At 62.7% G+C, this 22,000-nt stretch carries 15 protein-coding genes and 1 pseudogene; 7 read left to right on the top strand and 9 right to left on the bottom strand.

Annotated features, from left to right (window positions below):
• Window positions 1–223: 223 nt before the first annotated feature.
• On the bottom strand, window positions 224–349 hold the full coding sequence (locus V5E97_RS17535; protein ID WP_406701179.1) for a hypothetical protein: 126 nt from the start codon (window positions 347–349) through the stop codon (window positions 224–226).
• 39 nt (window positions 350–388) lie between these two features.
• Entirely contained in the window at window positions 389–721 is a 333-nt protein-coding gene (locus tag V5E97_RS17540; RefSeq protein WP_406700585.1) for a tyrosine-type recombinase/integrase, read from the bottom strand.
• A 781-nt stretch (window positions 722–1,502) separates the two neighbouring features.
• Between V5E97_RS17540 and V5E97_RS17545 the strand changes: the two genes are divergently transcribed.
• From V5E97_RS17545 to V5E97_RS17560, 4 genes are all read left to right on the top strand, one after another.
• Complete coding sequence (locus V5E97_RS17545) at window positions 1,503–1,754, top strand: hypothetical protein (protein ID WP_406700586.1); 252 nt, start codon at window positions 1,503–1,505, stop codon at window positions 1,752–1,754.
• A 267-nt stretch (window positions 1,755–2,021) separates the two neighbouring features.
• Entirely contained in the window at window positions 2,022–4,511 is a 2,490-nt protein-coding gene (locus V5E97_RS17550) for a hypothetical protein (RefSeq protein ID WP_406700587.1), read from the top strand.
• Between the two features lie 58 nt (window positions 4,512–4,569).
• Window positions 4,570–4,986: a hypothetical protein gene (locus tag V5E97_RS17555; RefSeq protein WP_406700588.1), complete on the top strand. Its 417-nt coding sequence runs from the start codon at window positions 4,570–4,572 to the stop codon at window positions 4,984–4,986.
• Window positions 4,979–5,767, top strand: a complete 789-nt coding sequence (locus tag V5E97_RS17560) for a hypothetical protein (protein WP_406700589.1) — start codon at window positions 4,979–4,981, stop codon at window positions 5,765–5,767. The genes V5E97_RS17555 and V5E97_RS17560 overlap by 8 nt, the downstream gene beginning before the upstream one ends.
• 411 nt (window positions 5,768–6,178) lie before the next feature.
• Here V5E97_RS17560 and V5E97_RS17565 read toward each other — a convergent pair whose 3' ends face one another.
• Window positions 6,179–8,023, bottom strand: coding sequence for a peptidase MA family metallohydrolase (locus V5E97_RS17565; RefSeq protein WP_406700590.1), 1,845 nt, complete (start codon window positions 8,021–8,023; stop codon window positions 6,179–6,181).
• Between the two features lie 447 nt (window positions 8,024–8,470).
• On the opposite strand from V5E97_RS17565, the gene rsmD reads away from it, so the two are divergent.
• The 3 genes from rsmD to V5E97_RS17580 all read left to right on the top strand — a co-directional run bounded on the left by rsmD (window position 8,471) and on the right by V5E97_RS17580 (window position 11,725).
• Entirely contained in the window at window positions 8,471–9,082 is a 612-nt protein-coding gene (gene rsmD, locus V5E97_RS17570) for a 16S rRNA (guanine(966)-N(2))-methyltransferase RsmD (RefSeq protein ID WP_406700591.1), read from the top strand.
• Window positions 9,079–10,428 carry a CCA tRNA nucleotidyltransferase gene (locus V5E97_RS17575; protein WP_406700592.1) on the top strand — a complete coding sequence of 450 codons (1,350 nt, stop codon included), beginning with the start codon at window positions 9,079–9,081 and terminating at the stop codon, window positions 10,426–10,428. The genes rsmD and V5E97_RS17575 overlap by 4 nt, the downstream gene beginning before the upstream one ends.
• A 268-nt stretch (window positions 10,429–10,696) precedes the next feature.
• Window positions 10,697–11,725, top strand: coding sequence for a DUF1559 family PulG-like putative transporter (locus V5E97_RS17580; protein WP_406700593.1), 1,029 nt, complete (start codon window positions 10,697–10,699; stop codon window positions 11,723–11,725).
• Between the two features lie 275 nt (window positions 11,726–12,000).
• Here the strand turns inward: V5E97_RS17580 and V5E97_RS17585 are convergent, their stop codons facing one another.
• The 6 genes and pseudogenes from V5E97_RS17585 to V5E97_RS17610 form a co-directional block, all read right to left on the bottom strand.
• Window positions 12,001–13,260 (bottom strand): argininosuccinate synthase, encoded by a 1,260-nt coding sequence (locus V5E97_RS17585; RefSeq protein ID WP_406700594.1) that lies wholly within the window; start codon window positions 13,258–13,260, stop codon window positions 12,001–12,003.
• A gap of 46 nt (window positions 13,261–13,306) precedes the next feature.
• Window positions 13,307–14,113, bottom strand: coding sequence for a phosphatase PAP2 family protein (locus V5E97_RS17590; protein ID WP_406700595.1), 807 nt, complete (start codon window positions 14,111–14,113; stop codon window positions 13,307–13,309).
• Between the two features lie 359 nt (window positions 14,114–14,472).
• Window positions 14,473–16,266, bottom strand: coding sequence for an aspartate kinase (locus V5E97_RS17595; RefSeq protein WP_406700596.1), 1,794 nt, complete (start codon window positions 16,264–16,266; stop codon window positions 14,473–14,475).
• Between the two features lie 82 nt (window positions 16,267–16,348).
• Window positions 16,349–17,560 carry a cofactor-independent phosphoglycerate mutase gene (locus V5E97_RS17600; protein WP_406700597.1) on the bottom strand — a complete coding sequence of 404 codons (1,212 nt, stop codon included), beginning with the start codon at window positions 17,558–17,560 and terminating at the stop codon, window positions 16,349–16,351.
• Between the two features lie 88 nt (window positions 17,561–17,648).
• Entirely contained in the window at window positions 17,649–18,953 is a 1,305-nt protein-coding gene (locus tag V5E97_RS17605; protein ID WP_406700598.1) for a homoserine dehydrogenase, read from the bottom strand.
• 181 nt (window positions 18,954–19,134) lie between these two features.
• Window positions 19,135–21,683 (bottom strand): annotated as a pseudogene (locus V5E97_RS17610) (U32 family peptidase).
• Between the last annotated feature and the right edge of the window lie 317 nt (window positions 21,684–22,000).

Raw genomic sequence — 22,000 nt, forward strand, 5'->3', positions numbered from 1 at the left:
TCAAGACAAGGCTCGCTAGAAAAGTGCCCAGGAACCACGCCGATCCAAGTTGCAAAGCGCACCCGATGCGGTTGTGATCGCCCCGGCATCGGGCGATGAAACCACGGTCCTTGTCAGTGAGGTGGAACTAGCGTTTGCGCTGGGCGTGCGCCGGCTCGCCCGCGTAGCGGCCGTAGCGCCGCTGCTGCTCCTCGATCAAGAAGTCGACGGGCATCTCTGCCCGCTATACAGCGGAACTACTCGCTTTCGCCGATTCGCTCGACGGCGTGCAGTACCGCCGCGTCGTCTCCAGTGTCTCGTGGCCGGCCAGGGCGGCGATCTGTTCCAGGCCAACACCGGCGCTGATCAGATTCTTGCAGAAGGCGTGGCGTAACGCGTGGGTGAGAGGTCAACGAGACTTGTCAAGGTCACATACTTGGCCAGAAGCGACTTGGATACCCCGAGGCGTTATTGGCCCGCACACGCCCCGCAGGATCACAGCCCCATCACCAGCATGCTGCAAATAACCCACGGCCGTCAAAGCGGGGCGGGCGTCGTGGTTGAGAGACACCCGCCGGCGCTCCCTCCTTTTGTCGTGGCGGCCAGTCAGCAAACCTTTGCGATCGGAACGGGCGACATCTTTCCATGTCAGGGTTTGAAGTTCCTGGATCCGGAGCCTGGTATTTAGCAAGAGCCGGGCGACTGCGAGGTCACGGACCTTCCCCGCGCGTTCAACTGCCATGAGGAGGACGTTCTGCTCGCAATGGTCAAGACAGCGCGGCCCAGGCCGCTCCTGCGGAACAGGCCAGGGCTCGCTTCAGGACCGGTCCTGCGCCGGGACCGGAATGCCGAGGACGAGGCCTGCCGCGGACGCCCAGTTCAAGAAGCTCTTCAGAGTGGCGAGCTCGCAATTGACGTGCTGGGCTAGAGCTGACGATACACGACCAGTCATCGCATGAATTGCCACTGGTCGGTCGATGCGATCTTGGCCGACGTCATCAGCTCGCCGTTCACCTCGTCGAACTAGGCAGCGCGGTCGCCGCGGTAGCACTTGTCCGTCAGGGGGTTGCGCTCAGCCTAGACCAGGAAACTGGCGAAGTTCTCGATGGCGTCGGAGGTACGGGCCATCGTTGATACGTCAAGTTTTCCGGGGGATCGTGGGCAGCACCGAGCGATCTTATAGGTCGAGTCGGCGCGGAAGTCAATGTATGACACCAGTTCTACGACCAAATGAAGTGCGAAGACGAGCGGACCAATAATACCAAATAATCTAAATCTCAATTATCTAACAATAACACAATAATCTAAAATAAATTTATATATGATGAATCTTTTTGCCGAAGTGACGTCATCAATCCCGATCATTCAGGTCGCGGCTCGGCTGGGAGGCGAACCGTAGGTCAGCTTATCCCATTAGCGAACAAATTTTCAGTGTGACAACAAGGCGTATGGAGGTATTCCCTCTCAAACAGGGTGAGATTAGGATTTAGGCACGGAAAGGGTGGCTCCCAGCGGAGGGATCTATGACGCTCAGCGGCCAGCTCAACAAAGTCGTTCGCGAAGCTTTGCAATCTACCTCGAAGAAGAAGCTCGCCGAGTTGAGTGGTGTTGACCGGGCGGTCATCATCCGTCTCCTAAGCACCGATCCAGCTCAACGCCGCCTGCCCAGCTTGCATGCGGCGGATAAGCTCTACTGCCGCTGCCAGCAGATTGTGGCGAGCCGCGATGCAGAACGGCAACTGCCGGGACCCGGCCCGAACGGGGTTGGATTGTAAAGCCGCCCCCCTGAAGGCCGTCCTAAACCGGGGCCGATCGCTAACCACACCCAGTGGTGCCGGCTTGGCTTGGGGCCGCCTCTGATACCCACTTCCGCGCCTTACATGGGAGTGGCCACTAGGCCGCACGTTCCCCGTGCGCGCCGCCGTCGCCGCCCAGCAACAGATCAGGCCCGTCGGACAACTCCGGCGGGCGAACGTCCCTCGTCCGCATGTCACTTCTTAACTCCACCCTTGAGACGACCTTTCCAAGAGGAGCGACTCTGGATGTCACGCCAGCACAAGAACAAGGCCGCACTCGTCTGGTTGCTCGCATTGTCCACCCTGCCGATCCAACCGCGGTCGGCCACCGCCGGACCGGCCACCGCTTCCACTGAGGCCACACCCCGGGGTATCCGCCTGCCCGACCCTGAGCGGATCGGGCCCAGCCTGGCGATCCGCCGCCAGGGTCGTACCATCCGCGAACTCTATTTCTACCGCGATAAGTCGCCCGAGGCGGCCCGCGTCTCCAACCATTTCCGCTACTTCATCGACCCAACGCTCGACCCGATTGCGCCGGAGTCTCCGCCGGCCGGCTTCCCCCGCTGGGTCACCGACGTCCGCTACGTCGGCGAGGACGAGGTCCGGTTCTTAATGCGGCTGCGACTGATCTCTGACGAGCTGCGCGACACCGCCCGGACGACCCTCTCGGTCGCCGAGGCCGACCAGCTCTCCGCCCTGGTCGCCTCGGGTCGCGAGGCCTCGGCGACCCCGAAGCGGGCGGAGCAGCCGACGATCTCGGTGGAGAAGCTGCCGATCTCGTCTCTGCGGATCGACCTGCTCGACCGGACCGACCGCTCGGTCCTCGCCTCGGGCTCGGCCGAGACTGTCGGCCTGGGCGACGATGTCGACCTGTGGTTCGTCGTCAACCGGGCCGGCCTCGCTCGCCTGCTCGAAACCGACGCACGGGGCGATCTGGCCCTGCGGCCAACTTACTCCTACTTCAACCGGCCGATGGCTGAGGCCGTCCAGATCAACGCCGCCGAGCTGTCTCTGGAGGACGAGCTAGCCACCGTCCTGGGGACGCGACAATGGACCGAGGGCGTGCAGGTCGCCCAGTGGACCCGCGACAAGTTCGTGCGAGCTGCCGAGGCCAAGATCCGCTCGAAGCTGGTCGCCTCCCACCCGCAGGCCGCCGCGCTGGTGGTCAACCATGCCACGCTGCTGGCCGGTACCTTGATGCAGCGTGTCGGCGCCGTGCCGTTCGAACAGTTCGTCAACTCCCCGGCTTTTGATCGGGAGGCGATGGCCCGGCACCTCTACCCGCACGGCTTCGAGAGGATCGACGCCCAGTCCGACGACAAGACCGTCGAGTTCCGGCACATCGATCGCTCCGCTACGTCGGTCGAGGGGGGCCTCTCCGTCGCGGTCCCCATCAGCGGGGCCAAGCTTGGCGTCAACTTCGGCGCGGGCAAGGTCCAGGAGGTCATCGACTCGACCTATCGGAAGACCGGCATCCTGCTCCAGCACTCGGACAAGACCGGAGGCTATCGCCCGGCAATGATCGACGTGTATCGTGTGGTCGCCGATTCCCACCGCGTTTCCCTCGCTTCGACGGCCGAAGTTATGGTCGGACTCGACAGCGTGGAGGGTGTCTTCGGCGGCACCCCGTTCAACCTCGCCGAGTTAACCCCCGAGGTGATCCGCGAGTCACTGGCGCAGACCGAGGCATCGTACCGGGGCCCCGTCTCACTCCTCCGTCGGATGAACGAATCCAGCCGGATCGCCCGGGCCGAGCTGACCCGCCTCGCCGAGCGGATCGACGGCTCCCAGCAGGCGATCGAGGAGCTCGGAGGCCTGAGCCTCAAGGCCCGCTCCGCAGTCGAGGCCCAGGCTGCGAAGGCCGGCGAACGAGCCAAGAACGCAGGGTTTGAGGTTGCCTACACCCATGCGGGCGATCACATTTACTGCAAACATCGCGACACTTTCGACAAAGATGAAGCGTTCCGGACGCTCGGTTGGTTCAATACCACCATCAAGGATGCGAAGCTCATCGAGCTGGGCAACCGATCCAGTAAGCTCGACGCTGAGTACGCCACGATCGAGGCCTCGACGCGGGACGCCGAGGCATTGCTCAGCAGCAAGGCGTCGGACCTGTCGAACTGCAACGAGGAGATCATCGCGATCTTAGATCGGGCCTACAAGACAGACACCTCGCTCGCGATGTGCGAGTTGAAGTCGACGCGGGCCTCACGCCAGTTCAGTTCGGCCCAGGAAGCGGCCCGCGAACTGGCCGGGCGTCGGAACAAGGCATACCAGGCGATGGACGCGAGGATCCGCGAACGCCAGATCGCGGTCGACGTGGCTATCAATGCCGACCTGACCGCTTTCAGGAATTATGCCGAATTCCCCGACCATCTGAAGGCCCTGGGAATCCGCCTGGGCGAGCTTGCTGGGAGGGAAGTCGTCTACTCCGCCTGGGTCGAACATGTTCGAGATAAACACGACGAGGGCGAGGCTGGGCACCTGCGAGGCTGGTCCACAACGGAGCTTGCAAATTTCGCCTCGAAGTGGATGGTCGACCAGGCCCAACGGAACGTCGACGGCATCCCCGCTCTGAAGGCCGAGTCGGCCAAAAGCGACACGGCCTATCAGGCCCAGGTGACCAAGCTCAAGGCGATCGACATCAAGGTCAAAGTACAGGTCGAGGATCTGGTCCGCCTGGAGGATGATCTGGCCGAGGCAATGTGGAGCCTGGTCCGCCTCTCGGCCCAGTGATCAAACGGCCCGGGGCGGCCCCCGCCGCCCCAGGCATCCTACCTTTTGGAGACCGATCATGATCCGACCCAGTTGGGGGGCCGCGGCGCTGGCGATGCTGGCGCTCCCGGCCGCCTGGTCCCAAGACTCACCCAGAACTGACGGCTACGAGGAAGCGGCCCGAAAGCAGGCCGCCGACCAGGCCTCACAGTTCCAGCTGCTCGACGCAATGGCCCGCGAGCACCAGGCGCGTCGGGCCGACCAGGCCGCCTCCGCCGGACCCGTGACGAGGCCGCGGCGAGATCAAGCCGGGCCGACGCCGTCGCCGCACGGGCCGCTGACCCGGCCGCGGCGATCCTGGCCGACCAGGCCGCGCGCACCGCCGAACCAACGACCGGCTCGACGCCGAGGCCGACCGCCTGTTGGGCAGGCCCGGCATCTCGCCGGCCGACCGCCTGGCCCGCTCCCGGCCTCGACGATGGCTCCTGATGGCTGACCTGCGGGCCACGCCGCCGATGGGTGACGAGCACCCCGAGTCCGGATCCGAGATCAGACCCGAGGACGCGAACGACCGCGAAGAGGCCAGGGACCAGCCCCTCACCCTCGGCTTCTCCCGTAGCGTTCTGCTGGCCGCCAACACCAGCAACCCGGCCGCCCGTGGCGTCCTCCGGGACGCGCTCAACCAAGCCCTCAAGGGAATCGACAAGGGTATGGAGATCAAAGAGAAACTGGATCCATATCTCACTCCTCTGGAGCAGGCCAGCAGGGTACCTGACGCGTTCGACCGTCTCGACGGGCCAGTCAAGTCCGACAGCGAGATCACGAACAACCTCCGGGCCCTGGCCCGGGGCTGGAATCGCGAGATCTCCCCGCTGGCGTCGCGGACCGAACAGGACTGGATCGTCTGGAGCGGATTGAACGTGCTCGACGACAACAACGCGGGCGCGGCCGTGCGAAAGCTCGAGGTGATGGTGGAGGCGATGGAGCACCGTCGCCTTATCTACCAGGCAGGTCAGTCGACGGTGCTCGCGCTGTGGAGCATGGACTATCTCTCGAGTGTGAAGGGGCTGGCAAACGGGATGGTCTCTACCGTCCTGTTCGACCTGGCCGCCCGCCGCGAGGCCCTGGAAACACTTGCGCGAGGCGAGGAACTAGCGACGCGGGGCCGAAACCAGGCCGCCCGTGCGCTGGAAGCAGCCCAGCAATCTCTGCCGCTGTCCGAAGCAATCCGTGACGCAACCCGACCTGCCGCTCTCCCAGAATCTCGATACCCCTGACGGCGGCAACACCCGGGCATTCCTAAGCCTGAACTCGCTGCAGGTGGTGCTTCACCCTATCTGAACACCGGGCGGCGTAGCGGTCCTTACTCCATTTTTCTGTTCCACTGCTCCTCACGCCCCGAGTGCCCGGGGCAAGTAAGCGGCCCCGACTCGCTCCCGCGGCAGAGGGGCGGGTCAAAGCCCTCGGATCTGGGTCACGATCGGATCCCAATCCACGAAATTCTCAAACAGTCCTGGAGTGGCGGCCGCCAGGAGCTGACGGCGGCCTCGTGGCCGTCGTCACTCCGGGGCCGCGATGCGCAAACATTTCAAAGGTTTTCCAGAATTTTACCCCGGGTCGTCAAGGTTCGCCCTTTGAGGCGGCAAGCCGCCGTTGCGCTCCCTTGCGGAATCCCCGCATGCGCTCGCTTATTGGCTCGACTTCTCGGAGTTCTTTGCAAGGCCCGCCGTCAAGTCGGAGGACTTGTTTCGGGCGTACTCCAGCCAGCGATTTTGCAGATCCTCGAAGCCATCGATCTGGTAGACCCGTTTCAGTTCGGCTTCGAGTCCTCGCTGCTGTGAGCCCTGCACGAATTGAATGAACTGTGCGGGGCTGCCCTGGTCCACGAGAAACCGCGTCAGGGAGACGCTCTGGGCGTAGTAGAGGCCCCAGTACTTTCCGTCGGGATAGTCCATCACCATGAGATCATTGAGCTTGAAGAGCTGTCCCGAGGTGAGGGGCTTGTCCAGATCGGCCGCGCGGAGCCGTTGCTCCGAGTCGGGTTCAGCGAGAACCGCCATGCCTTCGTCGGCCCAACGAGGGACCTGCTGGGTGGGAAAGAGGTCGGCCAGCACGACGTGAGTGACTTCGTGAGGGAGGATCGCAACGACCAGGTTCGGATGGTCCGCGCGGACGTTGATCCGTCTCGTCACAATCCGGCCCGCGTTCATTCCCATCGTCGAGAAGCCTGGAGATTCCTCGGTTTGCCCGGTCATCCGGCTGAACGACTTGCCGCTCGGATAGACGTAAACATCGCAGCGCGGCGACCAGGCCGAGCGTGCAGTCGCGCCCAGCCAACGCTTGACCTGCGCCTCGCGAGCCGCCTCCACTACCTGAGCGACCTGCTCGGCCAAGACAGCGTCAGCGTGAAGGATTCGGAAGTTTGTGGTCTCGCGAATTTGCCAATCACCTACGACCGCGGGGCTCGAGTTTCGCGGAGGGGCAGCAGGGGCAGGGGTCGACGGAGATGTCGCGGCAGGGCTTGGCTGGGATGAAGTTGGGGAACCGGCTTCTGAAGCGGGAGGATAGGATGGTACCTCTTCTGGAGCGGAGCCGCGGAGAACGAGCTTTCGGGACGGGCGAGCACGAAGTGAGGGAGACCGCTCCGAAGTCAAGTTGCGGAGGTACTCGGCATACCAGTTTCCGGGACTCAGATCACGGATCTGACGGACCTCGGCGTCGATGCTCTTCCATTCCTCGGCCGAGGTCGGTTTGGCATTGATCCGTCTCACCACTTCCGCACAGCGGCAGTATGCCAGGTGATCACGACGGCTCTCGGGGAGTTTCTTTCCTTGGGCAAGCAACATGTAGAGGCGGCCCGCCTCCGCGTATTGCTTCGCCGAGAATGCGGCATCAGCGGCGGCAACACTGAGCTCCGGCTCATTCGGCCGGGTCTCCGCGGTCACAGGAGGAACAGATTCCACCTGAGCCGGGGACGCGACGGGTGCCGGGGCAGTCACCAAGGGTCGTGGGACCGCCACCGCAGAGGGCGTCGTGGCCGATAATGGAGGAGTCGCCACCGCGGGAGGAGGCTCCTCGAGTGCCGGGCTGGAATCGGGCGCAGTCAGCCTCTGGGCGGCGACGTCCATGCTTGGGGCGGGGGATTGTTCTGGAGCCGATGCCGGTGCGGGAGCGGCCGCCCTCTCGACGCCCGGGTCAGATACGGCCCGCGCCTTTTCCTCGGAGGACTTCGGCTTGCGATTCAAGATCTCGAAGTTGTCGCGAAACATCTCGGCGTTCGTTCGATCGCCGGCTGCCTCGGCTTCGTCCGCGGCCCGCCCATACGCTTGCCGGAGCAGGTCGAGCACAGCAGTGCGCTGAGTCGGTTCTCCGATTAATGCTTTTTCAAGCAAAACGACAGCGCCTCGCGCATCGCTCCGGTCGAGCAGTGCACGCGCCTGGTCGAGCACCTCTCGAGAGTCGGCGGTCGCGTTTAACGAATACACGAATAAAAGTGTGGCGACCAGTACGGCCGCGGACCGGGACCGGTGCATGACAATCCTTGTCCTGCTTCTAGGGTTGGTCCTGACGCTGGTCGTCAACGGTAGGAGTCGAAGAAACCAGCCTCGTCCATGAATCCGGCTCGTCCCGGAGGCATAGGTCCACCTCTTCGATTCGGCCCTGACCTTTTTCTTGGAGAGCCGAGGCGAGGGGAGCGGGGCGAGAGTTCACAACCACTGATGGATGATTGACAAGTTGGCTCCCGAAACCTCTCTGCTTCGGGGCATCGATCGAACGGCGGAGGCAGTATGGCCGGGCCCTCAAATGGCGTCAACCCGAATCGAAATATCGATCATCGTGCGGTCCAGGCCTGCCGCGAAACAAGGCCCGCGACATGATCTCTGTCATCCGCCTGCGCATTCGTTTAGGATAGTGTTTTGGGGTGCGGCTCCGCAGGAAGTGCTCGCGGACCACGAGGATGCCTGGCGGAGTGTGAAGCCATGAGGATCATTGCGGGCCAACGTCGCGGCCACAAGTTCGATGGTCCCAAGGGGAAAGCGACACGACCCACCAGCGATCTGGTGCGTGAGTCGTTGTTCAACATCCTCGGTGATTCCATTGAAGGGCTCCTGGTTGTCGATCTATTTGCCGGCACCGGGGCGGTGGGGCTGGAGGCTCTGAGCCGAGGCGCGTCTCATGCGATTTTCGTGGAACGAAACCGCGAAAACGTAGCCTTGATTTATCGGAATATTGCCACTCTCCGATATGAAGACCGAGGAAGTGTTCTGACCGCCGACGCTTACCGCTGGGTGCGTGGATTCGAGCCGATTGACGACGAACCCACGGCCGTCTTCCTCGACCCTCCGTATCAAGAGTTCGACAAACACGCCGATAAGGTGAACCAACTCCTCCAGCACCTGGTCAAGAAGCTACCGGCCCGTTCGATCCTCGTGGTCGAGTCGCGGGGGGATCTGGACGAGACCGTGTTGCCCGACCTGGATTCCTGGGACGTGCGCCAGTATGGCGGGACCCAGGTGGCCGTCCGCTTCCTCGGGCAGGACGGGGAGTCCACGGATCAGGCTCCTCCAACCCTGGATGGAACCGTGGGATGACGAACCACGAGAATCATCGCGACTTCGCCACCAGGATTGTCGGCCGCCTCCGTCATGAGGGGTTCCAGGCCTATTGGGCCGGTGGGTGCGTTCGCGACTTGCTCCTGGGACTTCAACCGGCCGACTATGACGTCGCGACCGACGCCACACCCGAGCAGGTCATGGGGATCTTCGGACGCCGGACAATCCCCGTGGGCGTTTCGTTTGGCGTCGTTCGGGTGCGGGACTCGCGCGGTGGGGGCGAGGTGGAGGTGGCCACCTTCCGAAGCGACGGTGCCTACGTCGACGGCCGGCATCCGGAGTCGGTGGTCTTCAGTTCTCCCGAGCAGGACGCCGAGCGCCGCGACTTCACGATCAACGGCATGTTCTCCGACCCGTTCAGCGGTGAGGTGATCGACTACGTGGGAGGAAGGGCCGACCTGGACGCCCGCATCCTTCGCGCAATCGGCGACCCGTGGGCGCGGTTTCGTGAGGACAAGCTTCGCCTGCTTCGGGCTGTCCGCTTTGCCTCCCGATTTCGCCTGGAGATCGACCCGGCGACCCGCTCGGCCCTGGTCACGATGGCCAGCCAGATTCATGTCGTCGCCGCGGAGCGGATTGCCCAGGAACTTCGGCGGATGCTGGTCCACGAGAGTCGTTCGAAGGCCATGGATCGGATGCTCGAGACCGGACTAGCAGCTCATATCGTTCCGCCACTGCTTCCGATGAAAGGGATCTTCCAGGGTAAGCCGATGCAGCCGGAAGGGGATCTCTGGGATCACGTGCTTCTCGTGCTCGACTTGCTCCCCCACGAGCCAAGCTTTCCGCTTGCGTTCGCCGCGCTCTTGCACGACGTCGGCAAGCCGCGGACCATGGCCACCCACAAAGGTCGGATCAGCTTCCACAACCACGAGCTCGTGGGCCGCAAGATCGCGGATGAGCTCTGCCGCAGGCTGAAGCTGTCCAACACGGAACGTGAACGAGTCTGCTGGCTCGTCGAGTTTCATCAGTATCTCGGCGATGCCAAACGACTCCGCGAGGCCAAGCTCAAACGCATGCTCAGCATGCCAGGCATCGACGATTTACTGGCACTCCATCGTGCCGACTCGCTCGCCTCCATCGGCGAATCCCCTCAGGTCGACTACTGCCGCTACTACATCGAGGCCCAGCCGTCCGGGCCGATCAATCCCGCTCCCCTGCTCACCGGCCATGATCTCGTCCGACACGGGCTGAGCCCGGGAAGTCACTTCTCAACAATTCTCGAACAGATTCGTGAAGCCCAATTGGACCGACTCCTCAACAACAAGCGCGAGGCGCTCGAATGGCTCGATGAGCATCTCACCTCCTTCAAGGTCGAGAACCCTTAACGAGCTCGCCTCGCTACCGATCTGTCTCCCCCATAAATGACGACGAACCCGCAAAGTCTCGTCCGCAGGCTCGAGTGGGGCCTCGCGTGCGGTCTCGTTAATCATCAATGGGTTCGCCTATGTCCGTTTGCGCGCGTGGAAAAAGTTTGCTCGCAATTCGAGGGCCACGTGGGTTAGAGTGAAATGTTCTCAGAAGCGTTATCACGTCCCCGGTCCTCATTCTGAAAACCGGACTGACCGTATCTTCCGCGGAAAGGTGTGTTTTACGATGGACGAGTTATCACTCAGGCGATCGCGTCGTGGCTTCACCTTGATCGAACTGCTCGTGGTTATCGCGATTATCGGTGTCCTCGTTGCACTCCTTTTGCCCGCAGTGCAGAGTGCGCGAGAGGCAGGTCGACGCGCCCAGTGTGCGAACAATATGAAGCAGTTCGGAATCGCGTTTGCCAGCTACCACTCAGCTCTCAATACTTTGCCGCCGGCCAAGGTCTTCGGCACAGGGAGATCGGTTCCTAACGGTGGCGCCGGCAACCCCGGTTTTGTCTTGAATACGACCGGCCTCGCCATGATCCTGAACCAGTTGGAGGCGACCGCGGTCAATGCGGGCTACAATTTCAGCATGCCCTCGAGCAACGCGGTTTTAGCGGCAAGCGCCAACACCGTGGTCGTCGGACTTGCCGCGGGAGGACAGGCCGTCAATAGCACGATGGTGGGGACAATGATCGCCACATTCGCTTGCCCATCGGACTCCTCTCCCGACGTCGTCAATGATCCGACAGGCGCGGCGGCGGGCGGGACTCAATTTTCTCGGCTGAATGCCCGACCGAGCAACTATGTTCTCTGTGTGTCAAGATACGACGAGGACACGATCCTCAACGGACGACCGAAAGACCGTGGCGTCTTTGGGAATGACTCTTCCGTCAAGTATGACGATATTCGAGACGGTTCCAGTAACACCTGCATGATGGGTGAATCCGTTCAACTCCACTTCGGCGCGGGAGCAGGCCCCGGACCGTTCTGGGGCGCGGGGAGTTGGGGATCAACTCACGGCGTTGTCTATCACACCGCCGACACGACCCGTAACTATAAGTTGACTCTTCCCAATGCACCGGCGATCGGAGCTAACCCCAGGAAACTCCCCAGCGTCTGGGTGATGTCCAGCAAGCACTCTGGCGGCTTGAATATGCTCTTCGCCGACGGGAGCGTGCACTTCCTCAAGGACTCGATCAACGGGGATATCTGGGCGGGACTCCAGACCATCAATAAAGGCGAGGTGATTGGCGCCGATTCCTACTGAGCTGAGGCTCGGCTGATCCACGAAACTCAAATGCGTCAGCAAGATCTGAACAATTCCGTGAATCGTTTCGTGTTTTTCTGTCGAATTCTGATCGGGTAAGCGATTGAGCCCGTCGGACCATCCTTGGTCTTGGCGGGCTCCTTCTTTGCCGACCATGAAATCGTGGGGGGCGGTCCTCAGCAACGGACACAACCGAATTCGACGAAACGGCCCCCTGCACTTCTTTTCGAGTGCAGGGGGCCGTTGGGTTCCATACCGTTACCGTGGACCGTCGCTTACTTCTTCTCGGGTGCGGGCGGAATGATACTGGGCAACTCAAGGTGCGAGTGACCACCGCTCTTGAGCAACTGATGCTTGGCCTGAGTGGTCTGCGAGAGGCCGTGGATCTTGATGAAGCCCAGAGCCGCCGAGGCGTCGTACTGGTCGCCTTCCTCGTAGGTCGCCAGTTCGTGGCGGTAGAGGCTATGCTCGCTCTTGCGACCGACGATCATGGCGTGACCTTTGAACAGCTTCACCCGGGCGACGCCCGAGACGTACTGCTGGTTCGAGACCACGAATGCCATCAGGTCCTGGTGCAAGGCGCTGAACCAGAGGCCGTTGTAGATCAGGTCCGAATAGGCCTGGCTGACCAGCGTCTTGAAGCGGAGTGCCTCTTTCGACAAGGTGAGGAATTCGATCTCGCGATGGGCCTCGTGAAGCACGAGCGCGGCGGGCGCTTCGTAAATTTCACGCGACTTGATGCCGACCAGTCGGTTCTCGATGTGGTCGACCCGCCCCACACCATGGCGGCCGGCGATCTTGTTCAGTTCCTCGATCAGCTCGGTTCCGCCGAGTTCGCGGCCGTTGAGAGCCACGGGGCGGCCCCGATCGAACGTGAGCTCGACCTCCTCGGGCTCGTCCGGCGCAACGGACGGGTCGACGGTCCACTGGAAGGTCTCGGGCGGGGGCTCAACCCACGGATCCTCGAGGATCCCTGCTTCGATCGAGCGACCCCAGAGGTTCTGATCCGTGCTGAAGATGGACTTCTTGGTCGCCTCGACCTCGATGCCGTGCTTGGCCGCGTACTCGAGCTCCTGAGTCCGAGTCCATTTCCACTCACGCACCGGGGCGATGATTTTCAGGTCGGGGGCGAGGGTCTGGAAGGTGACGTCGAAACGCACCTGGTCGTTCCCTTTACCCGTGCAACCGTGCGCCACGGCCACCGCGCCGTGGTCACGAGCGACCCGGACCATCAGTTGGGCGATCAGAGGGCGGCCGAGGGCTGTCGCCAGCGGGTATTTTCCCTCGTAGAGCGCTCCGGCCATCAGCGACGGGAACGCGAAGAAGTCGACGAAGAGATTCCGGACGTCCTCGGCGATCGCTTCGACCGCTCCGGTCCGCAAGGCCTTCTCGCGGATCGCCTGAATATCCTGCCCCTGCCCCAGGTCACAGGTATACGCGATCACATCCAGGTCGTACGTTTCGTTGATCCACTTGACGGCGACCGAGGTGTCGAGTCCGCCGCTATAAGCCAGTACCACCTTGTCGCGTGCCACAGATTAGATCTCGCGCCCAGAGAAAGAGAAAGAAAGCGATGTCAGGTCAGTTATTCTCGTCCAATCCGGCCGTTCGTTCAACCCCCGGAGACTGGCTCTCGTTCCAACAGCCCTCGACAGCCTGATCCCCCTGGCCGGAAGGCTGCGAGTGAGCCCAGCCGATCCGCACCAACCACACGCCAAGCACGGTCGAGGAACCGATCAAGAGCCCTGCCAGCACGTCCGTGGGATAGTGGACTCCCAGCCAGACCCGGCTCATCGCAATGGTGATTGCCGCCAACATACAGAGACTGATGGCGAAGATTCGAAGCCAAGGCCGTGAGAGCGGAACTACCCGAGACAGAAGAATCGCCAACGTTGTGTAGAAGGCACCCGCAAAAACGCTGTGCCCACTCGGGAAGCTGTAGGACATCTCGATCACGAGCCGGTTAACGATCGGGGGACGCTCACGCTTGAAATAAAGCTTGAGGACCCTCCCGATATACCATGCCCCGAGGATCGCCCAGAGCCAGAGGAAGACCTCGGAACGCCGAACGCCCGCGATCGACCGCCGGTGGAGACTGTAGATCCAGAGCATGGCCGCTATGGTTGACGTGACTGCGAACGGTGGATCACCTAAACGGGTCACCAGGAGCATCGACTGGATCAACTTCGGCCAGTCACCACGATGGGCGACCACCCAGTCATGGACGACGACGTCGAAATCGGTCGCCGCACTGACTCGTCCGGAGTGGCCGAGCATCCCAATCAAGCAGATCAGCGTGGCCAACGCCAACAGAGCAAGGCCAAAGGTCAATCGTTTCGAGTGGGGGGAAGCCCAGCCGAAGTGACCGACGACTCCACGTTCGGGCATGTCACGTCCTGAGTTCGGGAGGATCGGGGCAGGCTTTCACGAGAACCGGCCATGCAAGGGCGAGTAGAATCCACCACACAGGATTGGCCGCGTCCCACTCTTAGTTTTCCGTTGTGTAGGCTTCAGCCTACCAAGCCTTACGGAGGGAATCGCCGGCTGAAGTTCCCCGTAACTCTTCGTCAAACTCGTCATGAAGTCATCATCAACTCGCGATCGATTCCCGTCGGGTGGGCCGTGCCCACCCGACGGAAATTGTTGGACCCACACCGACGCCAAGGCCGATCACGACGCAGGCGAGGAAAAGGAATTCGGCGAAGCGTTATAAGCCGCCTCGACCCGCTCCCCCGGCACCACACAGGTTACGCCTCATCGGCCAGTGAGAAGGCCTGCCTCAAGCACGTGAGACTCTCCTGGCCCCGCCCTGCATCCGTCACCACATTGATTCGAACTTCGCTGGTATTGATCAAGGCGATGTTGATTCCGCGTTCGGCCAAGGCGCCAAACATCCGGGTCGCCACCCCTGTATGCGTGCGCATTCCGACCCCGAGGACCGACAACTTGGCGATGCTCGGCTCGACCGAGACCTCCCCCGGGCCCATCCCCGTCACTGCCTTGGTGGCCGCTTCAGCAGAGGCGCGCGGGACGGTGAACGAGAGATGGGTGTTGCCGGCCGTGCTGATGTTTTGCACGATCATATCGACAAAGACCCCCGCCTCGGCAATCCGGCGGAAAACTCTGCCGGCATATCCCGGTTCGTCGGGGACGTTGAACAAGGTGATGCACGCCTGTCCCTCGTCAAGCTCGACCCCCGAGATGACCAGCTCCTCCATCCCTTGAGGCGGGGTCGAAGTTGATCCGTTCTCCGTGTCCTGTGGTTGCCGCAACGTCTTGGCCGGAGTGTTTTCCACCGTGAAGGGAGGCCAGGCGGAGTTGTCCCATTCATCAAGGGCAAACGCCTTGTGCACGGTTCGCAGGGCCAGGGCGGACGAAGCACGGTCGACCAGCACGCTGATCTTGATTTCGCTGGTCGTGATCATCTGGATGTTGATGCCGGCGTTGGCCAAGGCCTCGAACATCGTGGTGGCGACCCCCGTGTGAGTCTTCATACCAAGCCCGACGACCGAGACCTTGGCGACCTCGGCTTCATGGGCGACTCCGGACGCGCCCACGGATCGGGCCGCGTTCTCAACCGTGCGAAGCGTCTCGGCCAGGTCGCCCGAGTCCACGGTGAAGCTGACTTCGGTTGTCCCGTCGGTCGCGACGTTCTGGACGATCATGTCCACCACGATGTGCGACCCGGCAATCGAATGGAAGAGCGAGTGGACGACACCCGGGCGGTCAGGCACTCGAAAGACCGTGATCCGCGCTTCATCCTTGGCCAAGGCCGCCCCTGTGACCGTCACGCCCAGCCTTCTGGCGTACCCTTCGGCCACGATCCAGGTGCCCGGCGCATCGGAAAAGGAGCTTCGCACGTGGACCGGCACGCCGTACTTCTTGGCGAACTCGATCGACCGCGAATGCATGACGCCAGCGCCCAGACTGGCCAGTTCGAGCATCTCGTCGTAGCTGATCCGATCGATCTTCCTCGCTTCGGGAACGACTCGGGGATCGGTCGTGTAGACGCCATCGACATCCGTATAGATTTCGCAGGCATCAGCCCCCAGCACGGCGGCCAGGGCCACGGCGGTCGTGTCGGACCCGCCACGTCCCAGGGTCGTGATGTTGTAGTCCTGGTCCACTCCCTGGAATCCGGCCACGATGACGATCTTGCCCTCGTTCAGCGCCTGGATCATCCGCTCGGTGGAGATGTTGCGAATTCGCGCCTTGCTGTGAAAACTATCAGTGACAAGGCCGATCTGGGCACCGGTAAAGCTGATCGCGGGAACGCCCAGCGCCTGGATCGCCATCGCCATGAGCGCGACGCTGATCTGCTCGCCCGTCGAGAGGAGCATATCCATCTCGCGCGCGGGGGGATGCTCGTTAATCTCTTTGGCAAGTGCGATCAGTTCGTCGGTCGTGTGACCACGCGCCGAGACGACCACAAGAACCTGCTGTCCGCGCTGATGGGCCTGGATGGCTCGGCGAGCCGCGGCGAGAATCTTGTCGGCATCGGCGACGCTGGTGCCGCCGAACTTCTGGACCAGAAGAGGCACTGGCTTGGCTCCGCAAATCTCGGGCTCGTCGGTGGGTGAGGTGAGGCGAAACTCTTCACCCACCGGACGAAGTAGAGGAGAGTCAGGTCGATCCTAGAAACGATTTCATCAACTCGAAGCCGCTTTCGAACGACGGGCCGCCGGCGGCACGGGCCGAGGCTTCGTCATAGGGGTGTCCCGACGGGCTGAAGCCCGTTCCGGCCATCGCCCAGGCCACCCAGTCTCGATCGTGGGCCCGGGTCCGAAGCAGCGTTGCATGATCGGGTGAGATCAGGATCCGCCAGTCGCCGTATCCTTCGAGGGCACGCCGGAGAGGGCCCACGATGTCATGGTCGATTCGTTCGAGCGCTTCGACCTTGGCATCGCAACGCCCTTCGTGGCTCGCCTCGTCAGGGGCCTCGACGTGAACACAGACCAGGTCATGGTCCTTCAGGGCCTCGATCCCTGCTCGCCCTTTGGCCGCATAATCCGTGTCGAGGTAACCGGTCGCTCCCGGTACGTCGATCCGGTTCCAGCCGGCGAGCACGCCGACCCCACGGACCAGGTCGACCGCCGAAAGGATCGCCCCTTTCAGCCCATGAAGGTCGGAGAATTTCGGCAGAGCCGGGGCCTTTCCTTGTCCCCAGAGCCAGATCGCGTTCGCCGGCGCTTTTCCCGAGGCGAGCCGGGCCTGGTTCACGGGGTGATCGCGGACCAGTGCGGTCCCCTCCCGCATCAGCTCCTGGAGCAACTCCGAGCCCGTGCCTCGCGGCAAAAAGTCGGCCGCGGGGCGATCGGGCTGGTCGTGAGGAGGTGTCGTCAGAGTCGTCTCATCGAAGGGTGGAGTCTTCCCCTGACCGCGGACGATCAGCAAGTTCCGATAGCTCACACCCGGGAAGAACTCGATCCCGGGACGCCCCAGCTTCGCTTGGAGCGCCTCCATCAGGACTTGTCCTTCTTCGCTGGTAATGTGACCCGCCGTGAAGTCGCTTAAAAGACCATCACGAATCGTCATCAGATTACAGCGAATGGCCCAGTCGTCGGATCCGAGTGCATGCCCCATCGCGGCCGCTTCGAGCGGCGCTCGGCCCGTGTAATACAGCAGCGGGTCGTAGCCAAAGAGACTCAGGGTCGCGACATCGCTGGCCGGAAGGAACTTATCGGGGACATTCCGCGAACGGCCGAGCACGCCCTCCCGTGCGATGCGGTCCATCTCCGGGGTCCGTGCGGCTTGCAGCGGCGTCTTCCCGCCGAGCGACTCCTGCGGCTCGTCGGCCGCTCCGTCGGGGATCACAATGGCGTACTTGGTCGGCATGGATCTCGTGCTCGATGGACTTTCTAGCTCGCAAATGCGGCGGAGGGGCAAGAAACAGAACGAACCCGATGACTCACTGCATCAACCGTTATTCTTCCACGCCCAGGCAGATGCTAGGCGCTCGCACCACGTCGAGCCGATCGATCTCGGCCAGTGCCGCCGTCATTTCGGCCTCGACCGCGGAATGTGTCATGATGACCAGCGGAACGGGGCTATCCGCGGGGGCATCATCACCCGGATCGTGCTGAATCACACTGGCAATGCTGATGGCATGCGCTCCGAGCGCCTGGGCCAGCGCAGCCAGCACACCGGGGCGATCCGCGATCGTGAATCGGAGGTAGTATCGGCTCCGCACCTGAGCCGCCGAGCTCAAACGGGGTGCCGGAGCCGCTTCGGGCCAGAGGTTCAGGGCCCGGGAGGTCAAGGCCGCTCGGCCGACGACCACGTCGATCAGGTCGCCGACGACTGCCGACGCGGTCGGCATCATCCCGGCGCCCCGGCCATAGAAAAAGGTATCACCGACCGCGTCCCCCACGACTCGAATCGCGTTGTAAGGGCCACGAACCTCAGCCAGCGGAGTGCCCTTCTTGACTAGGGTCGGAGCGACTCGCAGCTCCAACCCCGACTCGGACAGCTTGGCCAAGGCCAGCAGCTTGATCGCATAGCCAAGTTCGGCGGCATATTTGAGGTCGGCGAGTTGGAGTCGGTCGATCCCTTCTCGGGCGATCTGCGCGGTCTTGACGCTGGCTCCGAACGCCAGTTGGGCGAGAATCGCAAGCTTGTGGGCGGTGTCACTGCCGTCGACATCCAGGGTCGGGTCCGCCTCGGCGTACCCGAGCTCTTGTGCCTGGCGAAGTGCGACGTCGTAAGTGAGCCCCTCCTGAGTCATTGCGGTCAGGATGAAATTGCAAGTCCCGTTGAGGATGGCTGCCAGGCTCTGCACTTGATTGGCCGCCAGCGAGACCCCGAGCGCCTGGATGATCGGGATCCCCCCACCCACGCTCCCCTCAAAGGCGACCGCCCGGCCATACTTTCGAGCCTGCGCAAAGACTTGCGTTCCGTGCTCGGCCAGGAGCGCCTTGTTGGCGGTCACCACATCCTTGCCTGCGGCCAGCGCCTCAAGGATGAGCGACAAGGCGGGATCGGTCCCCCCCATGGCCTCGATGACGACCCCAACCTCGGGATCTTCAATGACTCGACGCGCGTCGGTCACCAGGCGGACCCCAGCCAGGTCAACGCCGCGTGACTTCTGAGGATCGCGAACCACGGCCCATTTCAGGTGGACCTGCTTCCCCGCGCGGACCGCGATCCGGTCACCATGCTGCCCGAGCAGGTGAGCGACTCCCGAGCCGACGTTCCCCAATCCCAACATCCCCACCGCAATCCGTTCCATCCCGCCCCCAGCTCAGACTCTTGACGGAACTCTAACGCCTTGCCCGGCAAGACAAAATAAACTACGCGATCTGCCCGCGAGTCGGCAAGATGAAGAACGTCACTCGCGGGATCGTATTGCATTTCAGAATGACGGTACAGGCTCCTCCAAGGAGGATGGAGAAAGCCCCTGTGACGTAGTTCTACAGGATCGATAATGATCCTCGCGTCACTCCGTAGCGGCTCGTCGCCTTCAACTCACGCCAGAGCGTCCGCGCATCGCTCCGTCCGGCGATGGCATTGGAATAGAGCGAGATCGTTCGCTCGACCGCCTCCGGGCTGTCATCGAGGAACTCAATTCGCAAATGGCGCGAGCGTTTGGCCAATAACCGGGAAGATATTCGGCGGCCGACTGGGGAACCGCATTGAACAGCGTGTTGCGACACCCGACATCCGCCTTGAGCGGATGCTCTTTGCCCACTCGGTCACGAAGTTTCACGTCATGCTCATCACAAGGGCGCCCACAGTTCGTCTTGTCGGTCCCCGGAGACAAAACGGCGCAGAAGACACAGTGCTCCATATGGAACATCGGAATCTGCTGGTGGATCACAATCTCGAGCCAGGGACTCGGGACGGCCGCCATCAGATCCTCGAGTTGCTCGAAGCAGAGGTCATAAGAGGCCGTTACGCGAAGCGCCCCCCGCGCCTTCAACAGCTCGACGGTCAACTCATTCGATGCGTTCAACGAGAAGTCGGCCACGAAGGGTATGCCGCGTTCGGCGCAGAAGTAAAGTCCCCCCGCATTGCGGACCAAGAGGCCGTCGGCCCCCTGCTTCTCCAGGTAGCGGAAGAGATTGGCCTCGGCCGGCTTCTCAATCCGAGGGGTCGCGATGAAAAGCGCGACCGACTCGCGACGCGCCACGGCCACAGCCTCTTTGTAACGCTTGATATCCTGGTAATCGACGTAGATCGTCTTGATCCCGGCCGCGATCGCCGCCTCGACCTGCTTCGTGTCCCGGCAGAGCACGGAGAGCGTGGGCAATTCCGTCGGCAACGTGGGATCGAGCTCGAAGGAAGCGGCAATGCCACGGAGGGCGGGGAGGACCGGTTCCGCGGCCAAGCTTCGCGGAGCCGTGTGAGATGCCGCATCGTCGAGCTTGGCGACAAGATCGCGGCGCAAGGCGTTGAGAAGGCTCTTGGGGACCATCGGCCCCCCCTCAAGGGTCGCGGTCACCGCTCTCAATCGATAGATCGAGCCGCCGAGACGATCCAGTTGCTCCTGAAGCGAAAGTTCGGTCGCCTCCTGGCGCTCGGCGCGATCGAGAGGCGCGGTCGACTCACAACGCGCTTCCCGGCCGGTCTCGGTGCGTCCCTCGAGCCGAAGCGGTTCGCCGACCACGGCGCGGACCGTAATGTCGAGCTCGACCTTCCTCCGCTCGGGTCCCTCAAATGATTTCCGGAGCCGGCGCGTCAGTTCGGGATCGTCCGTTTTCCAGACCCGCTGACCGGGCCGAATCCGCCGGGGGTCGAGGTCATGCTGGCCGAACCGGAGTTCCGCCGGGCCCGCCGAGAGACCGGTCGGTTCCGGGGCCGGGCGGCGACCGCGTTCTCGAGTCACCCGGAGCACTTCGTAGACGCGGCCCCCTTGTTCGGGAACCTCATCGCCCTGGTCGGCATCAAAGACAAGGCCGTCTCCCGGTTTGACCGGTGCGGCGAGGTCAAGGCGAATGCCTGCGCCGGCGACTTCGGTCACCCGCCCGAGAAAGATGCCACGCTTCTTGGCGTAGTCGCCCCGGACGAGGACCTTATGATTGTTCCCGTCGAGGAAGCCATGACTGAACCCGCGCGAAAACGACAGTTCCATCTCGCGGACGTCGCGGGCCGTGAACTCGATGGGGTGCCCCGCCCAGGCGGCATCGATCGCACGACGGTAGTGCTGGGTGATGTTGGCCACGTACTCGGGAGCCTTGAGCCGTCCTTCGATCTTCAGGCTCGCCACGCCGAGGTCCATCAGCTCCGGGATCAGGTCGAAGGCCGCAAGATCCTGCGGACTCAAGAGATAGCGAACATCATCGAGGTTCTGAAGGGTGCCGTCGCAGACGACCTCATAGGGCATCCGGCAGGCCTGAGCGCACTCACCGCGATTCGCAGACCGACCGCCCAGGGCCTCACTGGTCAGGCACTGGCCCGAATAGGCCACGCAAAGGGCCCCGTGGACAAAAACCTCAAGGGGGAGTTCCGCGCTTCGGCCGATCCTGGCGATCTCGCCGAGCGACAGTTCGCGGGCAAGAATCACGCGAGAGCAGCCGAGTTCCTTGGCGAGTCGAACGCCCTCGGTGCTCGTGATCGACATCTGGGTCGAGGCATGAATCTCGAGGTCGGGGGTCAGGGCTCGAATCAAGCGGACCAGCCCGAGGTCCTGCACGATCACAGCGTCGACGCCCGCTTCGACCAGGTGACGCAGGGATTCTTCCAGGTCGGGCAACTCGCGAGGAAAGACGAGCGTATTGAGCGTGACATAACCCCGAACCCCACGGCGATGGAGCAGGGTCATGACATCGGGCAGGTCGGCCCCATCAAAGTTGGCCGCACGGGCGCGGGCATTATGCCGTTGGAGTCCAAAGTAAACCGCGTCCGCGCCGTTCTCGACCGCCGCGATCAAGCACGTCCGATCTCCGGCCGGTGCGAGGAGTTCCGGCTTGACGGTTCGCTTCACCAAGGGCTCGCTGATTTCCGTTCCCGCAATCGCCACGCGTACCGAATCCTCTCAGATGGAGTTCCGAGCCAGTCAGGGTTGTTCTATTATCGCGCCGAAGTCACGTTCCTACAAGAGAATCAGGCCGGGAGGCCCCCCTCGGTCTTCGAAATCGCGGTCGTTTCCGATTGGGGACTGAAAGCGATGATTCGCCGGCGATCACCGTCATGGCGCCGTCGCGATCTGAGATCCTCAGTCAAGAGAGGGCGAAGGCTCCTCAAGATCGTGCGCTTGTCCCGAAGTCGGTCGCGAGATAACCTCGAATCACGGTCAAGCCGCCCCTGCTTTCGTTTCCCTCGGCGGGACACTGGACC

This window comes from Singulisphaera photorubra (genome assembly GCF_045290345.1).
Taxonomy (GTDB): Bacteria; Planctomycetota; Planctomycetia; order Isosphaerales; family Isosphaeraceae; genus Singulisphaera.

Excerpts from the sequence above, each read along its gene's own strand:
- V5E97_RS17555 (WP_406700588.1), top strand. The coding sequence starts at position 4,570 with ATGATCCGACCCAGTTGGGGGGCCGCGGCGCTGGCGATGCTGGCGCTC.
- V5E97_RS17590 (WP_406700595.1), bottom strand. The coding sequence starts at position 14,113 with ATGCCCGAACGTGGAGTCGTCGGTCACTTCGGCTGGGCTTCCCCCCAC.
- V5E97_RS17600 (WP_406700597.1), bottom strand. The coding sequence starts at position 17,560 with ATGCCGACCAAGTACGCCATTGTGATCCCCGACGGAGCGGCCGACGAG.
- V5E97_RS17545 (WP_406700586.1), top strand. The coding sequence starts at position 1,503 with ATGACGCTCAGCGGCCAGCTCAACAAAGTCGTTCGCGAAGCTTTGCAA.
- V5E97_RS17575 (WP_406700592.1), top strand. The coding sequence starts at position 9,079 with ATGACGAACCACGAGAATCATCGCGACTTCGCCACCAGGATTGTCGGC.
- V5E97_RS17560 (WP_406700589.1), top strand. The coding sequence starts at position 4,979 with ATGGCTGACCTGCGGGCCACGCCGCCGATGGGTGACGAGCACCCCGAG.
- V5E97_RS17565 (WP_406700590.1), bottom strand. The coding sequence starts at position 8,023 with ATGCACCGGTCCCGGTCCGCGGCCGTACTGGTCGCCACACTTTTATTC.
- rsmD (WP_406700591.1), top strand. The coding sequence starts at position 8,471 with ATGAGGATCATTGCGGGCCAACGTCGCGGCCACAAGTTCGATGGTCCC.
- V5E97_RS17540 (WP_406700585.1), bottom strand. The coding sequence starts at position 721 with ATGGCAGTTGAACGCGCGGGGAAGGTCCGTGACCTCGCAGTCGCCCGG.
- V5E97_RS17550 (WP_406700587.1), top strand. The coding sequence starts at position 2,022 with ATGTCACGCCAGCACAAGAACAAGGCCGCACTCGTCTGGTTGCTCGCA.
- V5E97_RS17605 (WP_406700598.1), bottom strand. The coding sequence starts at position 18,953 with ATGGAACGGATTGCGGTGGGGATGTTGGGATTGGGGAACGTCGGCTCG.
- V5E97_RS17580 (WP_406700593.1), top strand. The coding sequence starts at position 10,697 with ATGGACGAGTTATCACTCAGGCGATCGCGTCGTGGCTTCACCTTGATC.